Genomic DNA, 16440 nt, shown 5'->3' with positions numbered 1-16440 from the left:
CACACTTCGCACCGCACGCGGCCTGCGTTCGCCACGCGGGTGCGGTGCACACAGCTTGACCGAAAGCGGCAGCTCATAGGCCCTTTCACTACTGCCCGTCCGGTACACACCGGGCGGGCAGTACGCATTTTGTACACATGGATCCGGACGGACCGCTACGCGGCGAGCGCAGTCCTGGCCGCCAGTGCGGCGGCGCGGCCCGTGTCGAGCGCGTTCGCCACCTCGTCGAGCCGGTCCGGGAACAGGTGCCCGTAGACGTCGAGCGTCATGGCCGCCGACTTGTGGCCGAGCATCTGCTGCACCACCTTGACGTCCGCCCCGGCCGCGATGGCCAACGAGGCCGCGGTGTGCCGGAGCTTGTGCGGGGTGAGCCCGAGATCGTCCAGCCCGGCCGCCTTCACGGCCGGGTCGAAGATGCCGGCCCGGAACTCCCAGTAGGTCATCGGCTCGCCCTCCGCCCCGGCGAACACCAGGGCGTCACGGCCCCGCCCCTTGATCACGTCCCGCAGGTCGGCGACCAGCGAGGCCAGCAGCGGAACGGACCGCTTCTCGTGGTTCTTCACGTCCTTCAGCAGCACGCCGCCGCCACGCCTGCGCGTGTAGGCCTGGACGATCCGGAGCCGGCGCGCGGCCACCTGCACCCGCCCGGCCTTGAGGCCCGAGACCTCGCCCCACCGGATCCCGCAGTAGGCCAGGACCAGTAGCAGCAGTGCGTGCTCCCCCGCCGCCGCGGCCAGCCTCTCGACCTGCTCGTGCGTGAGGTAGACGTGGTCGTCGTCGTCCTCGTCCTGCGGAAGCTCATGGTCGACGGCCGGGCTGGTCGCGATCTTCCCGGTCTTCACGGCGTACTTGAGCACCATGCCGAACACAAGGTGGATCTTCGCGATCCGGCCGGCCGACAACGGCTTGCCCCGCACACCGGGGGTGTTGCACAGCTCGGTCAGCCACTCGGAGACCTGCTCCCACCGGATCGACGCGACCGGCCACGCCCCCCACTTCGGCAGGACGTACAGATCGAGCAGCTCTCGGTAGTCGTCCTTGGTCCGCTCGCCGGGCCGGCGGAGCGACCCGAACCACGCGGCGGCCACGTCGGAGAACAGGGTCTTGCCCTGCTTCGGGTCACGATAGGTGCCCTTGTCGAGTCGCTCCAGCGTGTCCTGCTGGTGCTTCTCGGCGGCCGGCAGCTTCCCGAACGTCTTGGCCTTGGGCTTCCCGTCCGGGTCGTACCAGCGGACCCGCCACCGGCCCGGCTCGGCCCGCTTGCTGCCGACCTTCTTCGCCGCCCGCCACTTCACCATCGCGGCGACGTAGTCCTTCTGGGTGGAGCGATCCTCGATCCAGACCCTAGCCATCCCCTCGCCTCTTCCTACGCGGCGCGAACGGCAGGAGGCGATCATCGCCTTGAGCCGAGAACAGGCCAACGGGCCGCGAGTTGAGCAGGAACTCGACCACTGCTCGATCGGCCTCCTCCTCGCCTTCCGGCAGTGTCAGAGGATCGTTGCACCACGCCCACGCCCACGCCTCGCGGCCGTCGACGCGCCCGCCGCCAGTGATCTCGGCATCGGTGCGCGCATCAGCCGGCAGAAGGAGCGTCAGGGGAGAGACGCCGAGCGCGACGGCCAAGGCCATCAGGTCGTCCACCGTCACCTGGCGTTCGCCCTTCTCCATCCGCGTGATTCCAGAGGCGGGGATCGGACGGCCACGCTGCTCAAGCTTCGCAGAGAGCTGCCGGGTAGTGAGCTGACTCATTTTGCGAAGCCGGCTCAGGTTGTGGGCCACCGTCATGCCGGTGGGACCGGTCTCGATCGCACGTCGCCCCTTGGGCTGCTCAGTCATAGCACCAAGGGTAAGCACCAACGGGGGGCTTGTAAGTCGCCCGTTGTCGAGTAGCATCGTGTTCATGGATGCATGATAGCAACATGCGGTGCTATCGTGCAACACATGCTCCTTGAAAGGTGGTATCCAGTGAAGGATGACGTCCTTACCCCGAAGCAGGTCTGCGACGAGTACCCGTTCTTCGGCAGCCCTGCGGCTCTCGCTGACAGGCGCTGGCGTGGTACTGGACCTGCCTACATCAAGACCTCGACGGCGCGGTCGGGTCGGGTTCTGTACCGCCGCAGCAGCATCGAACGCTGGCTCGACTCCCAGACCATCGCGGCCTAAAACGCGAACGGCCCCCACCAGGACGGCAATCCCGGCAAGGGCCTGACGCACTCCACTCACGACGAAGCCCCGGGCTCATCGCTGGCCAGCGACCCGGGGCGACGACCTCACGAAGGAGAACGCTGTGAACCAGACTACGGGCTCCCTGCCCAAGACCACCAGCGCGCCCGAGAGCGGCAAGCTCGCCGCCGCCATCGAGCGCGTCCGTGCCCAGGCCGCCGCCGCCATCGCCGCCCAGCCCGGCCGGCTCACCGCCGACGCCCCCGTCTGGGGCGACACCACCATCACCATCCCCGAACCCAGCTGGTGCACCCTCGACCACCACAACCGGCTCGACCACCCCGAGGACCTGTACCACGCCAGCGCCGAGGCCGCGGTGCACGTCACCCGCGCCGGCGGGGAGCGCGAGGAGCTGTTCTCGGTCTGGCTCGCCAACAACCCGTACGACCGCGGGCCGGTCCCGGCCGGCCTCACCGGCCTGCGCGCCGCGGTCGCCCTGCCGACCGGCGACGTCGAGGACTACGACGAGAGCGGCCTCACCCGCCTCGCCGGCGAACTCCGCGCCGCCGCCGCACTGATCGACCGCCTCAACGCCCAGCTCGCCGACGCCCGCGCCACCCGCCACACCGAGGCCGAGGCGCGCTGATGAACCGCCGCACCACCACCGAGGCCCCCGCCACCAAGGCGGGGGGCCTCGGGCCGGCCCCCTACGGCCTCACCCGCCGCGAGATCCGCGCCGAACTTCGCCGCCTCGCCGCCGCCGGCTGGCAGCTCTGGGAACTGCACCACCTGTTCGGCCACCCCCGCCACTGGGGGCAGCCATGGACATGAGCCCCGCCCTGGTCGACGCCTTCACGCTCCACCTGGAGCACCACCTGTTCCAGAAGTGGACCGACGCCATGGAAGCCGCCGAAGCCGCTGCGTGGGAGCCCATCCGCCAGCGGCTCCACGCCATGGCCGGCATGCCGACCGTCGCCGAGCAGGACGAGCGGCGCCGCTTCCCCCCGCCCCGACAGCTCCGCGCCACCCCCGGCTGGCCGCCGATCGCCATCCCCGGCCGCCCCGGGCAGTACCTCACCCCCCTGGAGATCGCCGCGTGACCGACTTCGAGCAGGACATCTGGGAGAGGTACGGCCCGCCCACCGACACCGACAGTCCGGCGCCCGGCGAGTCGACCCGCCGCCTGGTGCTGACCCCGGCCTCCGCCATCGAGCCCGAGCCCGTCATCTGGGCATGGGAGCCCGAACAGGGCGAGGGCCGCATCCCCGCCGGAGCGCTCACCCTCGCCGCCGGCCGAGAGGGCACCGGCAAGTCCTCGTTCGGCATCTGGCTCGCCGCCCAACTCTCCCTCGGCAAGCTGCCCGGCTCGTTCTTCGGCACGCCCCGCGCCGTCTTCTACGCCGCGGTCGAGGACTCGTGGTCCCGCACCCTGGTCCCCCGGCTGATGGCGGCCGGCGCCGACCTGAACCACGTCTACCGGGTCGAGGCCCAGGACATCCTGCGCGGCGAGACCATGATCTCCCTGCCCCTCGACGTGGAACTCATCGAGCAGGCCATCGCCGAGTACGGGGCCGCCGCGCTGATCGTGGACCCGCTCATGTCCACCCTCGGCAGCGGCACCGACGCCCACCGCACCCAGGACGTCCGCCAGGCGCTCGAACCGCTGGTGCGCATGGCCGAACGCACGAAGGCGCTCACGCTGGGCATCGCCCACTTCAACAAGGCATCCGGGTCCGACGCCTCCCAACTGATCTCAGGGTCGGGCGCGTTCAAGGACCTCGCCCGCGCCATCCTCGCGTTCGCCCGCGACCCCGAGGGCGAGCAGCAGGTCATGACGCAGACGAAGAACAGTCTCGGCCGCCTGCTCGACCTTCCCTCGCTCGGCTACCGCATCGAGGGCACCGACATCCACACGCCGAAGGGCGTGGCCAACGTCGGCCGGCTGGAGTGGACCGGCATCGCCGAACGCAGCGTCGAGGACACCCTCGCCGCGTCCGGCGACCGGGACGAGGCCGGGGAGCGGGACGAGGCAGTCGAGTGGCTGCGCGACTACCTCGCCGACAACGGCGGCGAGGCATCGGCAGGGGACGTGATCAAGGCCGCCGACAAGAACGGCATCGCCAAGCGCACCCTCCAGCGGGCCCGCGCCAAGGCCGGCGTCACGTCCGAGAAGTCCGGATTCGGCAAAGGCTGGGTGTGGGTACTCAACGTCACCGACCCCAGCGAAGGTGACACGAAGGCGCCGAAGGCGCCAGGGCCCCGAGGGTTGGCGCCTTCGGCACCTTCGCTGGCACCTTCGCCCAGCACGTCACCGAACGTGAGCAGCGAAGCGGCACCGTGCACCGTGTGCCGCTTCCCTCTCGACCCGGTCCACGCCGCGACCGGCGAGACCGCCCACCCCACGTGCGAGACCGAGGAGACACCCCCATGCCCACCGACGACCGCGTGACCGACCTCATCGCCGAAGCCACCCGCCGCCGTGCCGCCAGCGCCGCCCGGCGCGCACGCCTCGACGCTGCCCGCCGAGCCGGTCTCACCGCGCGTCACCGCCTCAAGCTCGCCCGCCTCGACCCGCCCGACCAACCGCAGGCAGGCACTACCGAACCGGAACCCCCTGCCGCCGCCTGACCGCCGCACCGATCGAGGCGTTGCCTCCCAAGCAACGACACGCGACCACCACCCCACAACACCACCAGGGGGTAGGGGTGTCTCCATCACGGACGCCCTCCCCCGGGGACCCGCCGCGGTTAACTCCGCACACACCGACGACGACAGAACCGATTTTGGAGAGAGGGCACACCATGACCGTTCAGCGTGACCGCGCGACGATCCCGAAGGGCCTCAGGGTGCTGGCGCCGCCGGCTCGCGCGCTGGCCGTCGCGCGGGATGCCGAACTCGGCGGCCTCGGGCTCAACTTCGCCGATGTTCCGGAACAGCTCGATGCGACGGGGCGGGCGAAGTGGCAGCACTTGGCCGAGGAGTACCAGCAGAACCCGACCCGGTTCCGGGAGGGCGACCGCATGGCAGTGACGGCCTACTGCATGTGGTCGTCGCTGTACTTGGCCGCGGCGGCGGACATCAAGCAGCGGGGTGCCGTGGTCGAGGGCCGATCGGCTGAGGACCGGGGGCGGACGGTGCGTAACCCGTACGTGCAGTTCGCCCGGGAGGCGTCGCAGCAGTTGCGGTACTGGTGCCGCGAGCTGGGGCTGACGCCGGACTCCCGGGGCCGCCTGGGGTTGGCGGACGGGGAGACGTCCGACGACACCGACAACCCGTTCGCGTAGGAGGAGAGATGTCAGTGCAGGACGACGACCAGGCCGAGGCCGAGCGGGCCTGGCCGGCCATCCGACGGGTGGTGCTGAAGGACGATCGTCGCGAGGCGGGCCCGCTGGGTCGGCCGCGTGCGACGGAGATGTCCGCCGACGCGGCGGATCACTGGGACGAGACGATTTGGAGGCGGGCATGAGCGACCGCGTGGTGAGGATGCTCGACGGAACGGAAGCCCAGGGTATGGGCGTCGTTCTGGCGGTGCTGGAGCACGCCGAGACGGAGCCTCCCCGGCCGTGGACGGTGACCTGCTCCGAGGGTCAGCTGATGGACGGGGAGGGGGCCGTATGGACGGTTGACGGCGGCCAGGCGGTCCGGTTGCTCGCCCTGGCCTGCCAGTGTGGCTGCACGGAGTTGACGACGTACAAGGATGGCGTCGAGATCTCCCGCTTTGTGGGTGTTCGGTAGTACTCTGACGTCAGGTTGATCGACGGCCAGCGCAAGCGGCCGGGCGTGAGACCGTCCGTGAGTAGGACTGGCACGGGGTGTGTGCGGCGGCCGCCAGCGCGAGCTGCCCGCCAAGTCGCCCGCCCCGTCGCTGGACCCCGGTCGGCCCGCCCCGCCCTCTCGTCCGCCAAGTTCGGCGCCCCCGGTACGACTGTCGAGGCCAACTCTCCGCCGCCCTGCGTGGGCCGCGCGCTGTGGTCCGTCTCCAGAGGCCGGGAAGCATCCACCGACTTCCCAAGGGGACGAACATGCCCACGTACACGCCGCTCGTCGACGAGCTGAAGGTCACCCTCACGGCCGCCAAGGCCATCGCGGCCAAGGCCGAGGAGGGGGACCGCGACTTCACCAAGGCGGAGGCGGCCGAGCTCGAACAGCTCATGGCGAAGGCTCGCAGCCTGCGGGACCGGATCGAGGCGGCCAAGGCCGAGGAGAAGGGCGAGAAGGACGCCCGCGAGACGCTGATGGCTCTCGGCGATGCCATCGCCGGCTCTCGTGGCGGATCGAAGGGCCAACACCTCGACCCACGCGTGAAGGCGGCCGGCGGCTCCACCTGGGGTGACACGGTCATCAAGCGGGCCAGCGACCAGTTCGGCCACTTCAAGGGCCTGCTGGCCGGAGGCTCGGTGCCGGTGACGGTGCCGCTCGACCCGGAGCCGATCCGCACCGACGTGCCGGTCCTGTCGCTGCGGCAGCTGATCCCGCTCGCACCGAACACCGGTCCGCGGTTCTCCTACCTGCGCCAGACCACCCGCACGAACAACGCCGCAGTGGTGGCGCCCGGCGCGAGAAAGCCGACCAGCCTCTACACCCTCACCCGCTTCGACGACCGGGTGCGGACGATCGCCCACCTGTCGGAGCCGATCAACAAGTTCGACCTGGAGGATGCCCCGTCGCTGCGGCAGTTCCTCGACCAGGAGATGCGCCTCGGCCTCGAACTCGCCCTGGAGGGCGAGATCCTCAACGGCGACGGCACCGGCGAGCACATGACCGGCGTCGCCAACGTCTCCGGCTCGCAGGCGCAGGCGTTCGACACCGACATCCTGGTGACCGCCCGGAAGGCCGTGACGAAGCTGGAGAAGGTCGGCCACCTGACGGGCGCCGGCTGGCTGATGCACCCGGACGACTGGGAGGCGTTCGAGCTGCTGCAGGACAACGAGGCCCGGTTCTACTACGGCGGTCCGGGCAACGCGGTGAACCCGACGTCGCGCCGCCTGTGGGGCGCGCCGGTGGTCACCTCGCTGTCGCAGACGGTCGGCACCACGCACCTGGTCGACTGGCAGGCCGCGACCCGCCTGCACGTCCTGGAGGACGGTGTCCTCGACTGGTCGGAGAACATGTACGACAAGGACGCCCTCGGCTCCGGGGTGGGTGCCTCCGACTTCGAGCGGAACATGATCCGCTTCCGGTTCGAGGGCCGGTTCGGCCTGGAGATCCTGCGCCCGTCCGCCATCGTCGAGGTCGACCTCACCGCCTGATCGACCACCCGTTGCGCCCGGCTGCCACCACGGCGGCCGGGCGCTTCGTCATGTCCGGGCACTCAGCAGAGCGCCCGGCCGGCCTCGATCACCGTGCTGATGTCCACCTTCAGCCCGTGCCCCAGGCTCGGGTCATCGGCCCAGATCGGCAGCACCTTCGGGTACTTGCCCTGAGCGAGCCCGTTCACGCCGTACTCGACACCACCGGCCTCGAACGTCACCTGCTGGCCGGGCCGGCAGCGCAGCAGGCCCGACTCGACGGTGAACGGCCACGGCGTGAGCGAGGCTCGCGACACCGTACGACTGTGCGCGGAACCCGCTGCCGCCGGCGGCGGCACGGCGGCGCCCACCGTCGCGGCCGTCGAGGGTGTGGTCGGCCGATACCGGGTGGCCGTCTCGGCGGCGGCCGGCACGGAAGCGTACTCGTCGTCCGGATCGACGGCGGTCACTGCCCAGATCAGCCCTGCGGCCAGCGCCACCCCGCCGAGGGCGTACAGGCCACGCTTCGTCTCCCGTGCCGCCCGCTCCCTCTGGAGTCTCTGGCGCTCGCTCAACTCCCACCGCACCTGCGGCGTCATGTCGTCCACGGTCCCCTCCCCAATCGGGCGACAGCGTAGGCCGGTTGAGGCTCGCGGGCCAATCGCTCCGCCGCGCACACCTGCGTGGTCCTCAGCGCAACGCAGATCGGTGGAATCCGCCTCGCCGCCTGCTCCGACCCGCCATCCTGGTGGTTCACCCCGGCAGAGAGGGAGAGCACCGTGAAGCTCAAGTTCCTCGGCAGCACCAGCGAAGACGGCAAATGCCCGACGCTGTACGAGACGGAGAACGGCGACATCGTCGTCCAGGGGTACCAGCTCACCGATCCCGAAGCCCTCGCCCAGCTGCAGAACGTGCTGCCCGGCGAGACCTTCGTCGTCGTTCCCCGCGACCTGCTGACCCGCTTCACGCCTAAGGTCTGACCCATGCCCGAGTTCATCAGCGACGACCAGTTCGACCACTTCTTCGGCGACGGCTTCGCCCACACCGCATGGCGATTGGAGAGCCGCCGCGGCTACGCCTCCGACCGATCCGGAGACGGCTTCAAGCGGTGGCTGCGCGGCGAGGACCCGCAGACCGACCCGAACCGCCCGTGGTGCCGGAGCATCGCGGCGCAGACGGCGGCCGGCAAGCGCGTCGGGCGGGTACGCATCGCGGACGAGCCGATCACCGACGGGCAGGCATATCTGCTGCACGTCGGATGGGCCAACGTTCAGGCTGGCGAGGACATCCGGCATCTGCCGCGAGCGACCGCCCTTCGCCTCAACCTGCCGGAGCGCGACTTCTGGCTGTTCGACTCCGAACACCTGCTGGAGATGCACTTCGACCAGGACGACAACTACCTTGGCGCAGAACTGGTCGACGACGTCGAGGCCGTCCTCGACGCGTGCCAGATCCGCGACCGTGCACGGCACTACGCGGTACCCCGGGCCGCGTTCGTCGACCAGGTGGCGTCGCGAGTGTGAGCGACTTCCAGCGGGCCCGTGAGGCCCTCGGGGTCCGTCTCCAGCAGTTGCGCGGCGACGCAGGGCTGAGCGGCCGGGCGCTGGCCGCTCAGCTGGGCTGGCCCCATTCGAAGATCAGCAAGCTGGAGAACGGGCGCCAGACCGCCACTCCCAACGACCTCGCCGCGTGGGCCGGGGCGACCGGTCACCCCGCGCTGTCCGGCTCTCTGCAATCCGATCTGGCCGCCCTGGAGACGCACTACCGGTCGTGGCGCCGCCGCCTGGCCAGCGGCCACCAGCCGGCCCAGCAGGAGGCCGGGGCGCAGGAGCGCGGCGCCCAGGTCGTCAGGGCCTACGAGCCGAACGTGGTACCCGGCATGCTCCAGACCCCCGACTATGCCCGGCACGTCCTGCTCGCCTCAGCCGCGCTCCACCAGTCGCCCCGGGACACGGACGACGCCGTACGCGAGCGAATGCGCCGCCAGGAACTGCTGTACGCGCCCGGCCGGAACTTCCGGTTCATCCTCTGGGAAGGGGCGCTGAGGGCCCGGGTGTGCCCGCCCGGAGTGCTCGCCTCCCAGTTGGACCGGTTGTCCGGGCTGGTCGGGCTCGACACGGTCAGCATCGGGGTCATCCCGTTCTCGGCGGACCTGCCGTTGACGCTGCGGCACGGCTTCTGGATCCACGACCAGTCGTACGTGACCGTCGAGACGATCAACGCCGCGCTGCACCTCGACGACCAGGCGGACGTGGCGCTGTACCTCCGGGCCTGGGGGATGTACGAGCAGACCGCAGCCACGGACGCCGAGGCCCGCCGCATCATCGTTGCAGCCCGTCACTCACTCGGCGCAACCTGAGAAGCACCGGGAAGCACCGATAACCCGCCTCGAAACATCGAGAAACACGGCCCCTTCGCTGAGAAACCCCGCCCTACCGTGCTGGATGCAACAGGCCAACCGCCTCCCCGGCGTGGCTTGTCTGCCCATACCCCAGTACGGCCAAGGGAGGACGCATGGGTTGGACCGCAGATGAGGACTGGACGGTCAGCGTCGAGGGGCACCTCGACCCGAAGGCGCTAGCGCCGGCGGCGGCTCTGACCGCCGTCTGGCAGGCCGTCCGAGGACTGGATGTCGGAGACCAGCAGTACGCCGCCCTGCGCTACCTCTTCGGCACCGGGGCCACCGAGACAGTCGAGGCGGCACTCGACGGCGGCCAGCTCGACTTTCCGGTCGTCCTGCCGGACAGCCGGATCATGATCCGTGTCCGCCGCGGCGACGGCCGGACCGCCAGGCAGCGGCACGGCGAGCGGTACCGGGTGGTGCAGCAGCCCCGGCAGGGACGGAACCCCGGGCTGTGGGTGGTCGAGGACACCACGACGGGCGAGCCGGTCCGCGAGGACGGCCACGTCCTGCGGTGGGGCATCGAGTCGAGCGCGCAGTCCTGGATCAGCAGACAGCTGGCCCGCGGCGATTACCAGGGGAAGGCCGGCCATGCCGCAGCTTCCTGACTCCACCCCCGAGGCTGGCGTGCTGCTCAGGCCCGCTCCTCGGTGTGCGACGTGCCGGCACCTTGCCGCGCAGCATGCCGCCGCCGAGCGCGGCCGCGCCGCCAGCGCCTCGACGGACGCGCGCGTCCTCATGCGACGCCACCACGCGAACGACCACCGGTGACCGACGACCCCCAGGCCGACTACCGCGCGGCACACCACCGCCGACAGCACGGCGAGCCGGACCCGGCCGCGCTGACCCGGGCCTACGCCGTGTCGATCGCCGCCCTGGTGGTCGTCATCGTGCTGCTGATCATCTCCACCATCCGCCACCGCTAGGAGCAGAGCATGGCGTTCTTCCGCAAGTCGAGCCCGCCCGCGACGCCCGCCGTCGACCGCGCGGACGCCGCCGCCGCGCAGGCCGAGCTGGCCCGGTACTCCATCGAGGACAGCGACGAGGGAGCCGCCGAGCACCGCCGCCGCAAGGCCATCCGCGCCGCAAAGGGGCTTCGCCTGCCGGCCCGCGACGAACCGGACAGCGACCGCGACTGACCAGTGCCGACAAACCCTCCCCGGCTGGTAGGCGGTCGGGGAGGCGGGTAGTCGTCGCAGGTCAGACTGCGCCTACCCGACCGCCTACCGCACTTCCCGGCCTGGTGGGGGAGGGGCCGTTCGGGGTCACGGGCGTCCACGCTTCACGGTGGCCTCGATGCCGTCGAGGCCATCCGTACCGGGAGTTCCGTCCGGCCGGCGGACGGAACCGGTGGCGTCGGCCGGACCGACCCCACCCCGAGGGGTACTCGTTGAGTGAGTACCCCTTGAGGCCGGAGCCTTGGTTCCGTCGTGCCTCCCGACGGAACCCGTGACCACCTTCGCGCCGGCGCGAAGATCAGCACGGGGTGCCAGTACCGACGACACCCGTGCCGACCGCAAGGGGGGTGCACATTGCGCACACCCCTTCTCGGCGGCACCGGGTCCGCAAGGTCCCGGAGGAACCCAACGGACTCGGGTCCTTCCGGGACCTCTGTGAGGGACAGGCTGTCCCTCTATGGCTGCGGCACCGCCACCGTTGAGACTTTCCCGAACTCGGGAAAAAGGCAGGTCAGACCCCTGACTCACTCCCTGCGTGGTGCTCCGGACCACGCAGGCCCGGAGCACCAACCGTGGGAGAGCCACGGTTCACCGCTCAGCCAGCACGCCCTTGGTCGCGCTGTCGGAAGCTTTTCCGGTGGTCACCGAAGAAGCCTGCTCGGCCTCGAACCGCCGGTAGTAGCGGGACGCGGTCGACTGACTCACCCCGCACCGGGCCGCCGCCGAGCGCGTGCTCAGCCCCCGCTCCCATGCCGTGCGGAGCGCACCCACCACACCCTGCTGCACCGGCCGTTGGGCCTGACTCGGCAGTGACTCGGCCAGCTCCGGGCCACCCTGCGGCGGCATCACGGTCCGCCAGACGAACGGGCCGGCCAGCGCCACACCGATGAGATCAGCCACACTGACATCGTCCCGGCTCACAGGGCGCCCTCGGCGTTGAGGAGTTCGGCCGCGAGGTCGCGCAGCCGTCCGGCGTGGACGACCAGCTGCGCCGCCAGCATCCGGAGCGCGTCGTGGTCGAGGCGGTGCCAGCCGGTGCCGAGCAGGACCGCTGCCTGCACCTCGCGGTCGTCGGGGTTGCTGCTGTACGGGTACTGGCACAGGCCAGCGTCGAGCAGCTGCACCGGTCCGTGCGGCACGTCCACGGTGAGCACCGTCTCGGGACCCTCGTGGGCGAGGTCGACCAGGTCGAGGCCGTCCTCGTGGACGCCGAGGCACCAGGACGGGCACGGCACGGTCACCGGCCCCTGGTCGAGGGTGTGCACGGTCGCGGTACGGGGGCGGTCGCTCATCGGGCACCGCCCGCCCGGTCGATCACCGCGTTGAGGCGGACGCTGTACGGGCCGACGTCGAGCCGACTCGACGTGCTGCTGCCGAACAGGTCGTCGCTCTCGGCGTCCCACGGCTCCGTGCGCCGCTCCAGGCGGGCGGCGAGCCGGTACGCGGCGGCCAGCAGGACGTCCCGCGGGGCGGAGCCGTCGAGGCCGGCGTACCGCATCATGAGGTGCAACGGGCCGGCGGCGAAGTAGTCCGGCAAGCGCTTCCGGCGGCCGGGCAGGACGGGGGTAGGGTCATGGGTCATGGTCGGACTCCTTGTTGGTAGGAGCCCGGCTCAGGCGCCGCTCGGTGTGCAACCACCGGGCGGCGCTGTCTCGTCTCGCAGTACACATTCAGTACACATGAGGCCGAGATGAGCCGGGAGAACGAGGGATAACGCGGGATGCGTTTTCCCTGGTCAACCGGCCTATGGAGCCTGTTTCTGCTGGTCGGGGAAGTGCCTCTAACACACGCGGCCTGCGTTCGCCACGCGGGTGCGGTGCACGGAGATCGACCGGAAGTGCCGGCCCGCCGGCCCTCCCCCGCACTGCCCGACCGGTTCCCCACCGGCCGGGCAGTTCGCGTTTGCGGGACCGGGCCGGCCGGTGGGGCGGGCTCGGCGTTCCCGTGGGGCGGGGGTCAGCCGACCTTCGTCCAGCGCTGGCAGCCCTGCGTCTTGAAGACGGCGTCCGACTTCTTGATCGTGACGACGCCCTGGCCCGTCAGGTTCTCGTTGGCGATGATCGAATCCAGCTCGCCGTCGGCGGCCCGGGCCCGCTCCCAGTAGCACATGCCTCCCGAGCCGCCGCCCGGTCCGGCCGTCCGGTAGGTGCCGGGCCGGACCTCGGCGCCGACCAGGAACGTGCCGCTGCCGTCGATCGTGTCGGCCGGCTCGGCGGGCGCCGGAGGGGGCGCGGCGGGCGGCGTGGACGCGGCCGGTGGTGCGGCGGTCACCGTCGCCGTGGCGGTCACGGTGACCGTCACGGCCGGCGGCGCCGGGGCCGTGACCGTCGCGGTGACGGTCTGCGTGGCGGCGGGCCGTGGAACCGGGTCGGTTGCCGCCGCCGTCACCGCCCTCGAACCGCCGGAACACGCGGTCAACCCGGCCAGCAGCCCGGCCGCCGTGATGATCGTGATGGTGCGCGTACGCAAGGTCCCCCCTGGGACGTGTGGCTGGTGAGGGCCTGACCCTACCGGCCGCGCGGAGCGTCACCGCGCCTGTCCCGCTCCTCGGTACGACCGGTAGGGTCCCGGGTTGTCCGGCACCCACGCCGAGGCCCGAGGGGGGCACACATTGGGGACACCTCCGCCGCCACCGCCGCCGCCGAGCGGCCCCGGCTTCGCCGGCTTCCCGCAGCAGCAGCCGCGGCAGCCGCAGGCGCCGAACAGTCCGCCCGGCTTCGGACCGCCGCCCGGGCTGCCCAGCGCGCCCGGTGCGCCCGCCGCTCCCGGTGGGCCCGGATCTCCCGGCGCTCCCGGTGCGTCCGGTGGGCCCGCCGGTCGGAGCGGGCTGCGACGCAACGCGGTCTGGGCGTTCGTCGGCGCGATCCTCGCCTCGGTGGTCTGGACCGGGACCGTCGTCGTGGTGCCCGGGCTCGTCGACGGCAAGTCCTCCGCGAAGAGCATCCGCGGCTACCACGCCGTCGACAGGATCTGCGACGCGGGCAAGCTCACCGCGTTCCGCGGCGCGTACAAGATGGTGGACAACTACCCGCTGGAGCACACCGGCCGCAGCGAGTCCATGGACGTCATGCGCTGCTACGCGCTGATGAAGCGCACGCCCGGTGACAGCGAGACCACCGACTACGCCACCCTCGACATCCGCGCCGAACTGCACAAGGCCGTCGACTCCGTCCCCGAGTTCACCGCTCTGCGGCACTACTTCGAGCAGCAGAAGTACGAGATCACCGACGTGCCCGGGCTCGGCGAGGAGGCCTACCTCGCGTACGGGGACGAGCCGACCAGCTCGGACAAGACCTTCCACGACATCAACTACCACCTGCAGATCCGCGACGGCGGCATGACGTACTCGCTGTACTGGACGGACAACTACCAGGTCGGCAAGAACCACACCCTGGACCGCGAGAGCGTGCGCAAGGCCATGATCGACGACACCCGGGACATCCTCAAGGCGATCGGCGGCCGGTAGCGGCGGGTCGCGGGCCGCGGGCCGGCCCCCGCGGGCGGTGTCAGTACGACGGCGTCCGGGAACCGGCCCGGGCGGCCCTGGCCACGGCGACCACGGCCCGCTCCAGTGCGAAGGCCGGGTCGTCGGAGCCGCCCTTGACGGCGGCGTCCGCCTGCGCGATCGCGGTCAGGGCCACGGCCACGGCGTCGCCCGTCCAGCCGCGCATCTGCTGGCGGACCCGCTCGACCTTCCAGGGCGGCATGCCCAGCTCGCGTGCCAGGTCCGCCGGGCGCATGTTCCGCCCGGTGGTCGCCAGCCGGCCGATGCTGCGCACGCCGGAGGCCAGCGCGTAGGTGATGCCGGTCGGCGGCTGGCCGACGGCCAGCGCCCAGCGCAGCCGCTCCAGGGCCTCGGCGGCGCGGCCGGTGACCGCCAGGTCCGCCACCTCGAAGCCGGTCGCCTCCGCCCGGCCGCTGTAGTAGCGGGCCACCACGGTCTCGTCGATGGCGCCCTCGACGTCGGAGGTGAGCTGGCTGCAGGCGGCGGCCAGCTCGCGCAGGTCGCTGCCGAGCGCGTCCAGCAGGGCCTGGCAGGCCTCGGGCGTCGCCGAGCGGCCGAGCGTGCGGAACTCGCCGCGGACGAAGGCCAGGCGCTCGCTCGCCTTGGCGAGCTTGGCGCAGGCCACCTCACGGCCGCCGGCCTTCCGGCCCGCGTCGAGCAGACCCTTGCCCTTGGCGCCGCCCGCGTGCACCAGGACCATGATCACTTCTTCGGCGGGGGCCTCGATGTACGCCTTGACCTCCTTGACGGAGTCGGCGGAGAGGTCCTGGGCGGCCCTGACCACGATGACCTTGCGCTCGGCGAAGAGCGAGGGGGTGGTCAGTTCGGCCAGGCTGCCCGGCTGGAGGGTGCCAGGCGGGAGGTCCCGCACGTCGGTGTCCGGGTCGGCCGCCTTCGCCGCGGCCACCACCTGGGCGACCGCGCGGTCCAGCAGCAGCTCCTCCTGGCCGACCGCGAGGGTCAGCGGGGCGAGCAGGTCGTCGGGTGCACTCTTCCTGGCCATCGCCTACCAGCATCCCACGGGCGACGGACAGGTCCGCCCCTGGACAATGGGCGGGTGACCGAAGACCCCACCACCGACCTGCCGGACGACTTCGACCCGCACGCCCGGCAGCTGCTCGTCCTGCCCGACCGCGACGCCGCCGAGGAGGCCGCGGAGGAGCTCGGCGCGGACCACCCCGACCTCGGCGAGCTGGAGCTCGTCCGCGACGCCCTCGCCGGGGAGGACGACGCCGAGGACGCCCAGTGGCTGGTGGTCGTGGAAGCTCCCGAGGAGGGCTGGACCCCCGCTCGCCTCCAGGCCCTCGACACCGTCGCCGCCTCCTACGAAGGCTGGCGCGAGGAGCACTGACCCTGGGGGCGCTCTGGAGTGGGAAGTCGGCCCCGCCGACTTCCCACTCCAGAGCGGTTGGCGTCCTCGCTTCCGTCGGACTTGGCGGTCAGGGCCGCCTCACGGGACTCGATCGCCTCGCCCGCCTCGGCCCGGGACGGCGCTGCGGCCCGCCCCTTCCCGGGTCGGCCGCGCTGACCGTCCGGAGTAGGAAGTCGGCGGGGCCGACTTCCTACTCCGGAGCACGGGGGCACGGGCGCCGCTCGCCCTCTCTCCCCGCTTCGGCTGCCGTTTCTCGCGCCGCGCTCCGGACCCGCCCGGAGCGCGGCGTCATCGCCTTCCCCTTCGCTCGCCCGCGCGGGTGCCATCCGCCTCCCACCCGAGCCACCCTGCTGTTCGCCCGGCCCGAGCGTGCCGCTCGGGCCGGGCGGGAAGAATCGTTTCTTCCGGGCCGCAGACCACCCCCACCACTCCTTCCTTCCCGACCACTTGCCCCCAACCCAGACCCCATCCACGCAAGTGGTCGGGAAGGAAGGTGGTGGGGTCACCAGGGCGGCGCGCGCTGGAGGCCCCACACGGCCGAGCCCCGCAGGCCGACCCGGCGCCGCTCCGACCGGAGCGACACCCCGGCGGCC

The 16440-nt window shown here is 71.7% G+C and carries 25 protein-coding genes; 17 read left to right on the top strand and 8 right to left on the bottom strand.

Translation table 11 applies throughout. The features are described from left to right. Positions 1-155: 155 nt before the first annotated feature. Both ABT093_RS20875 and ABT093_RS20870 read right to left on the bottom strand, forming a co-directional pair. The gene (locus ABT093_RS20875) at positions 156-1352 is read right to left on the bottom strand and encodes a tyrosine-type recombinase/integrase (protein WP_350566334.1); all 1197 of its coding nucleotides are present in this window, start codon (positions 1350-1352) and stop codon (positions 156-158) included. After that, entirely contained in the window at positions 1345-1836 is a 492-nt protein-coding gene (locus tag ABT093_RS20870; protein WP_350566332.1) for a helix-turn-helix domain-containing protein, read from the bottom strand. Before ABT093_RS20870 ends, ABT093_RS20875 begins: the two co-directional genes overlap by 8 nt. Before the next feature lie 451 nt (positions 1837-2287). On the opposite strand from ABT093_RS20870, the gene ABT093_RS20865 reads away from it, so the two are divergent. The 9 genes from ABT093_RS20865 (at position 2288) to ABT093_RS20825 (ending at position 7412) form a co-directional block, all read left to right on the top strand. After that, positions 2288-2809 (top strand): DUF6907 domain-containing protein, encoded by a 522-nt coding sequence (locus ABT093_RS20865; RefSeq protein WP_350566330.1) that lies wholly within the window; start codon positions 2288-2290, stop codon positions 2807-2809. Beyond that, positions 2809-2994, top strand: coding sequence for a hypothetical protein (locus ABT093_RS20860; RefSeq protein WP_350566328.1), 186 nt, complete (start codon positions 2809-2811; stop codon positions 2992-2994). Before ABT093_RS20865 ends, ABT093_RS20860 begins: the two co-directional genes overlap by 1 nt. Further along, positions 2985-3263 carry a hypothetical protein gene (locus tag ABT093_RS20855; RefSeq protein ID WP_350566327.1) on the top strand — a complete coding sequence of 93 codons (279 nt, stop codon included), beginning with the start codon at positions 2985-2987 and terminating at the stop codon, positions 3261-3263. The genes ABT093_RS20860 and ABT093_RS20855 overlap by 10 nt, the downstream gene beginning before the upstream one ends. Beyond that, a complete protein-coding gene (locus ABT093_RS20850; RefSeq protein ID WP_350566325.1) occupies positions 3260-4612 on the top strand; it encodes an AAA family ATPase in 1353 nt (450 codons plus the stop codon). Before ABT093_RS20855 ends, ABT093_RS20850 begins: the two co-directional genes overlap by 4 nt. Continuing rightward, positions 4591-4791 carry a hypothetical protein gene (locus tag ABT093_RS20845; RefSeq protein WP_350566323.1) on the top strand — a complete coding sequence of 67 codons (201 nt, stop codon included), beginning with the start codon at positions 4591-4593 and terminating at the stop codon, positions 4789-4791. Before ABT093_RS20850 ends, ABT093_RS20845 begins: the two co-directional genes overlap by 22 nt. A gap of 173 nt (positions 4792-4964) precedes the next feature. Then, positions 4965-5447, top strand: coding sequence for a phage terminase small subunit P27 family (locus tag ABT093_RS20840; protein ID WP_350566321.1), 483 nt, complete (start codon positions 4965-4967; stop codon positions 5445-5447). 14 nt (positions 5448-5461) lie between these two features. Then, on the top strand, positions 5462-5629 hold the full coding sequence (locus ABT093_RS20835; RefSeq protein WP_350566319.1) for a hypothetical protein: 168 nt from the start codon (positions 5462-5464) through the stop codon (positions 5627-5629). Next, on the top strand, positions 5626-5898 hold the full coding sequence (locus ABT093_RS20830) for a hypothetical protein (RefSeq protein ID WP_350566317.1): 273 nt from the start codon (positions 5626-5628) through the stop codon (positions 5896-5898). The genes ABT093_RS20835 and ABT093_RS20830 overlap by 4 nt, the downstream gene beginning before the upstream one ends. Positions 5899-6185: 287 nt before the next feature. Beyond that, complete coding sequence (locus tag ABT093_RS20825; protein WP_350566316.1) at positions 6186-7412, top strand: phage major capsid protein; 1227 nt, start codon at positions 6186-6188, stop codon at positions 7410-7412. Between the two features lie 62 nt (positions 7413-7474). Here ABT093_RS20825 and ABT093_RS20820 read toward each other — a convergent pair whose 3' ends face one another. Next, the gene (locus ABT093_RS20820) at positions 7475-7990 is read right to left on the bottom strand and encodes a DUF2511 domain-containing protein (RefSeq protein ID WP_350566493.1); all 516 of its coding nucleotides are present in this window, start codon (positions 7988-7990) and stop codon (positions 7475-7477) included. 180 nt (positions 7991-8170) lie between these two features. On the opposite strand from ABT093_RS20820, the gene ABT093_RS20815 reads away from it, so the two are divergent. The 6 genes from ABT093_RS20815 (at position 8171) to ABT093_RS20790 (ending at position 10931) form a co-directional block, all read left to right on the top strand. Beyond that, complete coding sequence (locus ABT093_RS20815; RefSeq protein WP_350566314.1) at positions 8171-8371, top strand: hypothetical protein; 201 nt, start codon at positions 8171-8173, stop codon at positions 8369-8371. Positions 8372-8374: 3 nt separating this feature from the next. Then, a complete protein-coding gene (locus ABT093_RS20810) occupies positions 8375-8914 on the top strand; it encodes a DUF6879 family protein (RefSeq protein WP_350566312.1) in 540 nt (179 codons plus the stop codon). Next, entirely contained in the window at positions 8911-9750 is an 840-nt protein-coding gene (locus ABT093_RS20805) for a helix-turn-helix domain-containing protein (protein WP_350566311.1), read from the top strand. Before ABT093_RS20810 ends, ABT093_RS20805 begins: the two co-directional genes overlap by 4 nt. A 155-nt stretch (positions 9751-9905) precedes the next feature. After that, positions 9906-10400, top strand: a complete 495-nt coding sequence (locus tag ABT093_RS20800; RefSeq protein ID WP_350566309.1) for a hypothetical protein — start codon at positions 9906-9908, stop codon at positions 10398-10400. 159 nt (positions 10401-10559) lie between these two features. Next, positions 10560-10718 (top strand): hypothetical protein, encoded by a 159-nt coding sequence (locus tag ABT093_RS20795; protein ID WP_350566307.1) that lies wholly within the window; start codon positions 10560-10562, stop codon positions 10716-10718. Between the two features lie 9 nt (positions 10719-10727). Then, complete coding sequence (locus ABT093_RS20790) at positions 10728-10931, top strand: hypothetical protein (RefSeq protein ID WP_350566305.1); 204 nt, start codon at positions 10728-10730, stop codon at positions 10929-10931. A gap of 627 nt (positions 10932-11558) precedes the next feature. Here the strand turns inward: ABT093_RS20790 and ABT093_RS41000 are convergent. From ABT093_RS41000 to ABT093_RS20770, 4 genes are all read right to left on the bottom strand, one after another. Further along, positions 11559-11870, bottom strand: a complete 312-nt coding sequence (locus tag ABT093_RS41000) for a helix-turn-helix domain-containing protein (protein WP_502884269.1) — start codon at positions 11868-11870, stop codon at positions 11559-11561. A 17-nt stretch (positions 11871-11887) separates the two neighbouring features. Next, entirely contained in the window at positions 11888-12262 is a 375-nt protein-coding gene (locus ABT093_RS20780) for a DUF6907 domain-containing protein (protein WP_350566303.1), read from the bottom strand. Next, positions 12259-12552, bottom strand: a complete 294-nt coding sequence (locus ABT093_RS20775) for a hypothetical protein (protein ID WP_350566301.1) — start codon at positions 12550-12552, stop codon at positions 12259-12261. The genes ABT093_RS20780 and ABT093_RS20775 overlap by 4 nt, the downstream gene beginning before the upstream one ends. A gap of 374 nt (positions 12553-12926) precedes the next feature. Further along, positions 12927-13439 (bottom strand): Rv1352/Rv1906c domain-containing protein, encoded by a 513-nt coding sequence (locus tag ABT093_RS20770; RefSeq protein WP_350566299.1) that lies wholly within the window; start codon positions 13437-13439, stop codon positions 12927-12929. 406 nt (positions 13440-13845) lie between these two features. On the opposite strand from ABT093_RS20770, the gene ABT093_RS20765 reads away from it, so the two are divergent. Continuing rightward, positions 13846-14436 carry a hypothetical protein gene (locus ABT093_RS20765; RefSeq protein ID WP_350566297.1) on the top strand — a complete coding sequence of 197 codons (591 nt, stop codon included), beginning with the start codon at positions 13846-13848 and terminating at the stop codon, positions 14434-14436. Positions 14437-14476: 40 nt separating this feature from the next. Here ABT093_RS20765 and holA read toward each other — a convergent pair whose 3' ends face one another. Beyond that, positions 14477-15478: a DNA polymerase III subunit delta gene (gene holA / locus ABT093_RS20760; protein ID WP_350566295.1), complete on the bottom strand. Its 1002-nt coding sequence runs from the start codon at positions 15476-15478 to the stop codon at positions 14477-14479. Positions 15479-15532: 54 nt separating this feature from the next. Between holA and ABT093_RS20755 the strand changes: the two genes are divergently transcribed. Next, entirely contained in the window at positions 15533-15826 is a 294-nt protein-coding gene (locus ABT093_RS20755; RefSeq protein ID WP_350566293.1) for a hypothetical protein, read from the top strand. The last annotated feature ends 614 nt before the right edge of the window (positions 15827-16440 follow it).

Source organism: Kitasatospora sp. NPDC002551, assembly GCF_040296005.1.
Taxonomy (GTDB): Bacteria; Actinomycetota; Actinomycetes; order Streptomycetales; family Streptomycetaceae; genus Kitasatospora.
This window is presented reverse-complemented; position numbering and strand designations above follow the sequence as displayed.